This is a genomic window from Paraburkholderia piptadeniae (assembly GCF_900007165.1).
In the GTDB taxonomy this organism is placed as follows: domain Bacteria; phylum Pseudomonadota; class Gammaproteobacteria; order Burkholderiales; family Burkholderiaceae; genus Paraburkholderia; species Paraburkholderia piptadeniae.
Genome location: NZ_CYGY02000141.1, coordinates 1 through 8,152 on the forward strand (window position 1 = coordinate 1; position 8,152 = coordinate 8,152).

General features: G+C 56.7%; 9 protein-coding genes. 7 read left to right on the plus strand and 2 right to left on the minus strand.

Going from position 1 to position 8,152, the window contains the following annotated elements; all coding sequences use genetic code 11:
• Positions 1 to 15 precede the first annotated feature (15 nt).
• Entirely contained in the window at positions 16 to 642 is a 627-nt protein-coding gene (locus BN2476_RS42805; RefSeq protein ID WP_087740173.1) for a DUF4238 domain-containing protein, read from the minus strand.
• Between the two features lie 127 nt (positions 643 to 769).
• On the opposite strand from BN2476_RS42805, the gene BN2476_RS42810 reads away from it, so the two are divergent.
• Positions 770 to 1,150, plus strand: a complete 381-nt coding sequence (locus tag BN2476_RS42810) for a hypothetical protein (RefSeq protein WP_087740174.1) — start codon at positions 770 to 772, stop codon at positions 1,148 to 1,150.
• A gap of 226 nt (positions 1,151 to 1,376) precedes the next feature.
• Here the strand turns inward: BN2476_RS42810 and BN2476_RS42815 are convergent, their stop codons facing one another.
• The gene (locus BN2476_RS42815) at positions 1,377 to 2,405 is read right to left on the minus strand and encodes a GlxA family transcriptional regulator (RefSeq protein WP_087740175.1); all 1,029 of its coding nucleotides are present in this window, start codon (positions 2,403 to 2,405) and stop codon (positions 1,377 to 1,379) included.
• A gap of 109 nt (positions 2,406 to 2,514) precedes the next feature.
• Between BN2476_RS42815 and BN2476_RS42820 the strand changes: the two genes are divergently transcribed.
• The 6 genes from BN2476_RS42820 (at position 2,515) to BN2476_RS42845 (ending at position 8,039) form a co-directional block, all read left to right on the plus strand.
• Positions 2,515 to 3,624 (plus strand): cis-3-hydroxy-L-proline dehydratase, encoded by a 1,110-nt coding sequence (locus tag BN2476_RS42820; protein ID WP_087740176.1) that lies wholly within the window; start codon positions 2,515 to 2,517, stop codon positions 3,622 to 3,624.
• Positions 3,625 to 3,759: 135 nt separating this feature from the next.
• Positions 3,760 to 4,695: an ornithine cyclodeaminase family protein gene (locus BN2476_RS42825; RefSeq protein ID WP_218274609.1), complete on the plus strand. Its 936-nt coding sequence runs from the start codon at positions 3,760 to 3,762 to the stop codon at positions 4,693 to 4,695.
• Between the two features lie 142 nt (positions 4,696 to 4,837).
• Complete coding sequence (locus tag BN2476_RS42830; protein WP_087740177.1) at positions 4,838 to 5,899, plus strand: LysR substrate-binding domain-containing protein; 1,062 nt, start codon at positions 4,838 to 4,840, stop codon at positions 5,897 to 5,899.
• Positions 5,900 to 6,262: 363 nt separating this feature from the next.
• Positions 6,263 to 6,538 carry a metal/formaldehyde-sensitive transcriptional repressor gene (locus tag BN2476_RS42835; RefSeq protein WP_087740178.1) on the plus strand — a complete coding sequence of 92 codons (276 nt, stop codon included), beginning with the start codon at positions 6,263 to 6,265 and terminating at the stop codon, positions 6,536 to 6,538.
• Positions 6,539 to 6,545: 7 nt separating this feature from the next.
• A complete protein-coding gene (gene dmeF, locus BN2476_RS42840) occupies positions 6,546 to 7,835 on the plus strand; it encodes a CDF family Co(II)/Ni(II) efflux transporter DmeF (RefSeq protein ID WP_087740179.1) in 1,290 nt (429 codons plus the stop codon).
• 3 nt (positions 7,836 to 7,838) lie between these two features.
• Entirely contained in the window at positions 7,839 to 8,039 is a 201-nt protein-coding gene (locus BN2476_RS42845; protein ID WP_087740180.1) for a DUF1289 domain-containing protein, read from the plus strand.
• Positions 8,040 to 8,152: the final 113 nt, after the last annotated feature.

Below are 8,152 nucleotides of genomic sequence, written 5' to 3' on the forward strand. Positions count from 1 at the left end.
TTTCCGGAGCCACCTCTATCCGAGGTTCATCCCGTACATGTAGCTCAAAAACCACCATGAGTGTGCCGTGGCGTCAGCGACTTCAATCTCAAGGGCATTACGCCGATTTAGAATTTTGAGTACGTTATCGCGGAAAGCCTTGGTACGGCAGAATTGTTGACCGATAAACACCATAAACTGAACCATGTGCTGATTATCATGCAGCAAATCGAGCTTTTCATCAGCGAGTGCGGCCAACATTGGTAGCGCCGTCTTTTCGTGACTGGAGTGGAGATTTTCAATCAGGTTGCACTTCGCAGCGTTAAGATGAGGTTCGACTTCCTGATTCTGAGTCGCGAATTGACAGTAGATTTCTTCAGCTCGTTGGGTTTTCAGGAAGTCGTGAAGATACGACATGTGTTGCTGGTGGAGATGGTCCGGACTTTTTCGAGAATAACCTTCAATTACCTTGACATGATTGTTGGTAAGCGTGGACATCTTGTAGAAATAGTCATCGACGACAATGCCCCGCACGCTGTCATGTGCAATTTTTCCCTTTCTAGTGGTATAGAAGACATCTTCCGTGCCACGCCCCCATCGGGTGAGATAGCTCGCCCAGACGTAGTGATGCCGCTTCTTGATTTCAAGGTATTTGGGCAACATGGTCGTCGATTCCGTGGTGTGTTAGGTAGTGTAGTAGCTAGTCACGATGAGAGTCGAACGAGCATTTTTTACCAGTTTACTACTACGTGTCGAATCTCAGGACAGTCCTTTCATATTGGAGCAACACATGGACTTGCGAGAGTTTGTCAAGGCGTCACTTGTTGAGGTGATCGCGGGAATTCGTGATGCTCAAGACACAGAGTTCGGCGCGTATGTCGTTCCACGGTCTGACGGTGGGCACAAATACGCGCCCAACGATCGGTTTTCAGAGAGCGCCCGACTTAAATCGACGATTGTTGATTTTGACATTGCGCTGACCGTAGAGGATTCCAGCAGCGTCGAGGCTGGTGGTGGCATTAAGGTGTGGGGCGCCGGTGCAAACGTCAAAGGCGACAAAGCGTCGAGAGACGCGGCGGTGAGCCGCATTCAGTTCGCGATTCCTTTGCTCTTACCGGAAAGCGAAAAGGAGTGGTACGTGGAACGGAAAAAAGAAACTGGTGCAGGCTAACGCTGTTGCGCTTACTCAAGAGGACAGCATCGCGGGAAGGTCTGCTGTCTCAGCAAAGCCGACGCTCGAGCGTCCGTTTGAGAGTAAGGGCGAGCGGCACGAACTGGCCGCTTACTGTCCGACACCTATGCCTGCAGGCGACCCCAAACTGCCGTTCAGGCTCGCGACACCGCAACGTCCGCTCCGGATGTGCAAGCGTCGCGCCCTACTGAATCACGTAATCGGCTCAATGCACTCCAATGTCTGACTGAAGCCTTCTCAGCTTCGAGGGGGTGACGTTGAATTCGCGCTTGAACCAATGTATGAGATGTGAGCTGTCTGTAAAGCCGCACTCGTATGCGATCTGCGTAATCGACCGGTCGCTGTTGACCACCATCCATTTTGCGGCATTCAGGCGCATTCCCCTCCAATACTGAAGGGGCGCGACACGCAGATGCTTCCTGAAAAGTCGGGTAAGTTCGCGCTCGGTCGTTCCGATTGTTTGTGCAATGCCGGCAATTGAACCTGGCTCAAATGTTCGTTGCCTCATCAAGCCGACTGCGTTCACGACCCGCCGGTCCGGGCAATGCAGGCCGATCTCCGAGTCGTCCTTCATAGCCTGTATTTCTTCGAATCCTCGATCGGCCATCAAATAGTGAAGCGCCTTGTGCGATCGCGTATTACCGCAGTTGGTCGTAACCAGGTGCATTGCAAGGTTGATCGCCGCAAGACCGCCCGGGCATGTAATGAATCCGCCGTCCACTACTACGGGGGCATCCGTCACAGCGATGACGTCCGGAAAGTTGCTCTGCATCGCTTGCGCGAGCGAGAAGTGAACAGCACATCGTTTTCCGGCCAGATAGCCCAGTTCGGCAAGAATGAATTGACCGGTGCACAGCCCGATGACGGGGACGCGTGCTTCAACGCAGGATTGTATGAATCGGTAAAGCTCGTCGGGGATCGGCTCCGCACTATGCAGCAGGCCGCCGTGCACCACAACGTAGTCATATTCAGATGGATCGCCGAAGAGTTTGGTCGGCAACATCGGGAAACCGCAACTCGATCGGATGGGAGAAAACTCGTGAGACAGAAGGTCCCACGAGCAGTAGATTTGCCTGCTGAAATCCGACTCGTCTGCCGACAGTCGCAGAAACTCGACAAAGCACGAAAGGGACATCAGGGTGAAGTCCGGAGTCGGTGCGATGCCAATTCTGAGCCGCGTCTCGACCTCTGGCGCGGGCTTGCCCGGCCGCAGAAAAGAGTAATCGCCCCGCATTCCTTGTCTCCATTGCCGTGCCGCCGATTGTCCGAAACATACAATTTTTTTGAAGCACCGGCAATTATAGTTTTCCGCATCAACACGCAAACGGCACGGAGGCGCCATCTTGAAGATCACGAAAATCTCGCTCTACCAGGTAGACCTACCGCTGAAAGAGGGTTCCTATAGCTGGTCGACATTCTCGTTTGCCTCGTTCGACTCGACGGTGATCGTCGTCGAAACGGACGCTGGACTCACCGGTGTCGGCGAGATTTGCCCGCTCGGACCGTCCTATCTGCCCGCCTATGCCGAAGGCGCTCGCGCGGGCCTTATCAAGATTGCCGAAGGCCTGATCGGCGAGGATCCGTGCCAGATTGGTCGGATTAATGTCCGCATGGACGAGCTTCTCAAGGGGCATCCGTATGTGAAGTCAGCGTTGGATATGGCTTGCTGGGACATTCTGGGTAAGGCGACCAGCCAGCCGGTCTACAACCTGCTCGGCGGGCGTCTGCAAGACGCGGTCAAGCTCTTCAAGGTGGTGAGTCGGCAAGACCCGGATGCGATGGCGAAAAAAATCCGGGAGTATCAGAACCAGGGCTTCAAGCAGTTCCAGATGAAGGTCGGCGCGGGTGCAGATTCGGATATCGAGCGAATCCGCAAAGTGTCTGCTGAACTGCGCCCCGGCAATGTCCTGGCGGCAGATGCGAACACCGGATGGCGGCAGCACGAAGCGCTGCGCGTTGTCAAGGCGATTCGGGACGTCGATATCTACATCGAACAGCCGTGCCCCAGCTATGAGGAATGCCTCACGGTCAGGCAGCATACGGATCATCCATTGATCCTCGACGAATGCATGGAAGACATTCGCTTGCTGATACGTGGCTTTCAGGACCGAGCGATGGACGTGGTCAATCTCAAGGTGAGTCGCGTAGGCGGTCTGACGAAGGCCAGGCAATTCCGGGATCTCGCTGTGACGATGGGAATTTCGCTCACAATCGAAGACTCGTGGGGCGGAGAAATTGCGACTGCCGCCCTGTGCCATCTCGCGCACTCGACACCATCCGGTTTTCACTTCCAGTCGTCGGCGTTCCATGAGTACCACAGCCTCACTGTCGCTTCGGGAGGGCCGGAACTGAACGATGGCTGCATGTCAGTCTCGGCTCAGCCGGGTCTTGGTGTCTCACCAAAAATGGACGTTCTCGGTGATCCTGTTGCCGTCATCGGTCAATCGGCTTGATCCGGACCGCGCACGCAGCGAAGCGCTCGATTGTCTTCGCAATCGAGTGCTCACTCTCTCCAACCCTGCACAGAAGTGGCTTCTCGACCATTAGTTCAGAAACCGGACTTTCGGAAAGAAAGAGGAAGTAACCAGATGAGCGCTGTGATGTTGTCCGCGCGAGATATTCGTTCAGTCATGACGTGGGAACGCGCTATCGAGGCACTTCGTGACGGTCATCGTGGGGCGAGGCCTCGCACTGAGGATCTGCTCCTTCAAAGCGGTCCGTTCAGCGTGTTTTCGCGAGGCGTCGTGCTTCCCGGCTACGGGGCAGGTGTCAAGGTCTGTTCTATCTTTCCTCCAAATGCACACAGAGAAACACCGCTGCCGACCGAGGACGCCATCTTCGTTGTGGTCGACGAAGACAAGAAGTCCATCTCATGGATCCTCGATGGCCCGGAAGTCACGCGCTGGAAAACCGCAGCGGACTCTGCGCTGGCATCAGCATTACTGTCCGCCAACGACAGTAAGACCCTGCTCGTAATTGGAGCGGGGCCTATTGCACTGGCGTTGGGGCAGGCGCATATCCATGTCAGGCCATCCATCAAGCGGATCATGCTATGGAACCGCACGCCGCAGAAGCTCGATAGCGTTGCGCAATCATTGATCCAACCAGGCCGGACGATTGACGTGGTCACGGATGTTAACGATGCAGTATCGCAAGCAGATATCATCTCGGCGGCCACGGGCTCCGTCCGTCCGATCATCAAGGGTCGATTCTTGAGGCCCGGCGCACATGTCGATCTCGTCGGTGGATACCGGCCTGACATGCGCGAGGCTGACGACGACGTGATTGAACAATCCGACGTTTTTGTCGACTTCAGAGACACAGCAGTCGAGGCTGGAGACATCATGCAAGCCGTCGCCAACGGCTCGCTGGTCCGAAGCGATATCAAGGGTGATCTCTTCGAAATGGTTCAGGCTGCGCCAAAACGGAGCGGAAAGGCGACCGTGTTTAAGAACGCGGGTGGAGCGCACCTGGACCTTCTCATAGCGTTGGCGGCTGCGAAAGAACTGGGCGCCAGCGTATAAGAGCGGTGTCGAAGACCAGCTCCGTCCGCCAGAAGAAGTTCAACGAGACGGGGGACGGCTATCGGCTCTGCGTCGCGTCGGACGCTTCAAAATGTGCGGACAGCACTGTCCAGCAGGATTGGGCCACAGAAAGATTTAGATCATGCCGAAAATGCGGCCTTTCGCCGACCGATTGCTTGCCCAGATGCCGTCGCTTAGAGCGCTGAGGTGCTTCGTGACGGCCGCACGCTACGAGAGTTTCACACAGGCGGCCGAAGTTCTCTGTGTCACTCAGGCGGCGATAAGCCGTCAAATCAAAGAGCTAGAGGATTCGCTGGACATCGTTCTTTTCGAACGTTCAGGTCGGCACATCGCGCTCACGGAAGCCGGTAGGATTTTATATAACGCGTCTTACCTTTCAATCATGAACATCGCCGAGTCGGTCGAGGCGCTGCGTCGGCATGGAAGAAGCGTACTGATCATCTGCGTGTCTCATGCATTTTCCGCGTTGTGGCTCGCGCCCCGCCTTGCGGCATTCCGAGAACAGTTTCCACATGTGAGGCTTCATGTAGTGGTCACCGACCATTACAAGGAGTTCGACGGACTCATCGACCCGGACGTGATAGTTACTAAAAACCCGCCGCGAGAAGCGGAATACACGGTCGAAAGACTCTTCCACGACATCGTATATCCCGTTTGCAGCGAACAGTTTTTCGAGAAGAACTATCGAGGGAAAAACCTTTCGGCGCTTGATTTGCTGAAACACCCGACATTGAGCCTCTCCCCCCTTGGCCGAACGCACCTCGGTGAGCACGTCGACTGGCGCGTGTGGCGAAACTGGTTCCAGCAAGGCGATGTCGGAGAGCAGTTAATAGAAGACGAAAACTTCGAAAGCAACGACTATCGCCTACTTGTATCTCAAGCGGAAGCTGGCGAAGGCACGTTACTGGGGTGGCACCATCTGATTCACCGTCAAGTCGAAGTAGGCCGTCTTGTAAGACCCGTTGAAGAATGTCTGGTCTTCCATGATAGGCACCACTACCTGGTCACACATAAGAGCGCACTGGAGCGAAGGGAATATCGGCTTTTCCGAGTCTGGATCGCGACGGAGGTCGAGAAGATGCTGTCCAGCTGGCGCGAGCCGGAGGAAGCGCGCATAGTTGCCTCCAAGCTTTCATCAACACCGGTTGAACGACGGGTTGCTGGTGCGGAGCGGTCGCCCTAATGTCAGATCGACGCTGCGGGTGAATGACTCTTAATGGCCCGACTGTACGCGTTCTGCTCCCTTCATCGGAAGCCGCCGTTCGCAAATCCATCCTGCGGCGGCGACAGCTTTGTGGCGTCATAGCTGAGCGGGTACAAGCGGCCATGAGCGGCCGCCCGCGAGCACTGCGACGTAGACATCCGAGCGTCTCCTCCGCACAGCCAAGTTGGCATTCCATTCGAACGCACCCACCCGGCAGGTTGAAACTTTCTGGTACGACGCGCCGCGCTGGCAACGCTCTCTTCAAACCTCGTTCGATAGAAACGTATACCCCCATACCCTATATGAAGTAAGATAGCCCCCAACACTATTTTGGGGCTAGCCGTGAGCCATACGATTCGTGAAAAACAGAAGCTGCTCAACCGGGTTCGCCGCATCAAGGGCCAGGTCGAGGCCATTGAGCGCGCACTTGAAGAAGAGCGCGGTTGCATGGATGTGCTCCAGCTCATCACCAGTAGCCGTGGCGCGATGAACGGGCTGCTCGCGGTGGTCCTTGAAGACCACATCCGCACGCATCTCGTCGATGCCGAACCGCACGACGGCGCGCACGGCAGCGGCACCGAGCAACTGATCGAAGTGGTGCACAGCTACTTCAAGTGAGAGAGCCATGAGCCAATTCGAGGACGCCGCTTTCGGGGCGGGACACGATCACATTTTTCTGGGCGCAGCTCACGAAGACAACGAGCGCAGAACCTGGATGGTGATTGCGCTGTGCAGTGCGATGATGGTGGCTGAAATTGTCGGCGGGAGTCTCTTTGGCTCGCTGGCACTCGTCGCCGACGGTCTGCACATGTCGACACACGCTGGAGCGATGCTCATTGCCGCTTTGGCTTATACGTACGCCCGCAAGCATGCTGGCGATACCCGCTTCGTATTTGGCACCGGCAAGCTGGGAGATCTCGCGGGCTTTACCAGCGCCATCGTACTCGCGATGATCGCGCTGCTGATTGCGTACGAAGCTGTTTCGCGTTTTCTCTCGCCCGTGCCCATCCACTTCAGTCAGGCGATCCCCATCGCCGTGCTCGGACTGCTGGTCAATCTTGCGAGCGTCTGGCTGCTGAGCGGCGATCACCACGGCCACAGCCATGGACATAGCCACGGACACGGTCATGGCCACGGTCACGAGGACGAACACAGCCACGACGAAGAGGTGCATCGCATCTTCGGTAGCGCTGGCGTATTCGCCTTATCGGTCTTCGAAGACGGTGTACCGCCCGTCTTCCGCATCACACCCGAAACGGGTTCCTCGAAACCAAACGCCGATGCTGTTTCCGTTACGACGATCCGCCCCGGCGGGACGCGCCAGACCTTCGCGTTTGCCGACCGCGGTGGCTATGTGGAGTCGAAGACCGAGATTCCTGAGCCGCATGCATTCAAGGCCGTTGTCCGCCTGCCCGATGGTGAACATCAGGTCGAGTTCGAAGAGCACGAGCACGATCACGACGATACACAGGTTGCAGCAAACCGTGACCACAACATCCGCTCGGCCTACATTCACGTCATTGCCGACGCCGCGGTTTCCGTGCTGGCGATCATCGGCCTGCTGCTCGCGCGTGCGTTCGGCTGGGTCTGGATGGACCCGCTTGCGGGTGTGATCGGCGCACTGGTGATTGCGAACTGGTCGTGGGGCTTGATGCGCGATACGGGCGGCATCCTGCTCGACATGAATGTGGACAAGCGTATGTCCGAAAGCGTCCGTCATGTCATCGAAGACAACGGCGACACCGTGCTCGACCTCCATGTCTGGCGGGTCGGTCCGGGGCATATGAGCGCGATCGTTTCGGTGGCCACAGATGAAGCGCTGCGCAACCCGGGCTTCTACCGCGCAGCACTCAAGCGTTTCAAGGGACTGTCGCATGTGACGGTCGAAGTGAACCCGACCCGCGCTGTGGCCTGAGCGATGGCAGTCAAATCGCCATGCATCAATGTCTGTGCGTTCGATGGCAAGACCGGGCTTTGCATCGGCTGCTTTCGGACGCTCGACGAAATCCGCGGCTGGAAGAAGATGACGGACCACCGGCGTCATCAGATACTCAATGAGAAGACCCGGCGACAGGCGAAGGTAGCACGCGAAGTGCAGGTCGCTGAGGTGAAAAGCTAAAGGAACGCGTTCCCCGGCACTGCTTGGGATGTCCGCAGTACACCATATTGCGGGCGTTTGAGCGGGGAGCTTTTCAGTGGCAGAAACGGGTCGTTGGACTAAACCGCTCGCGC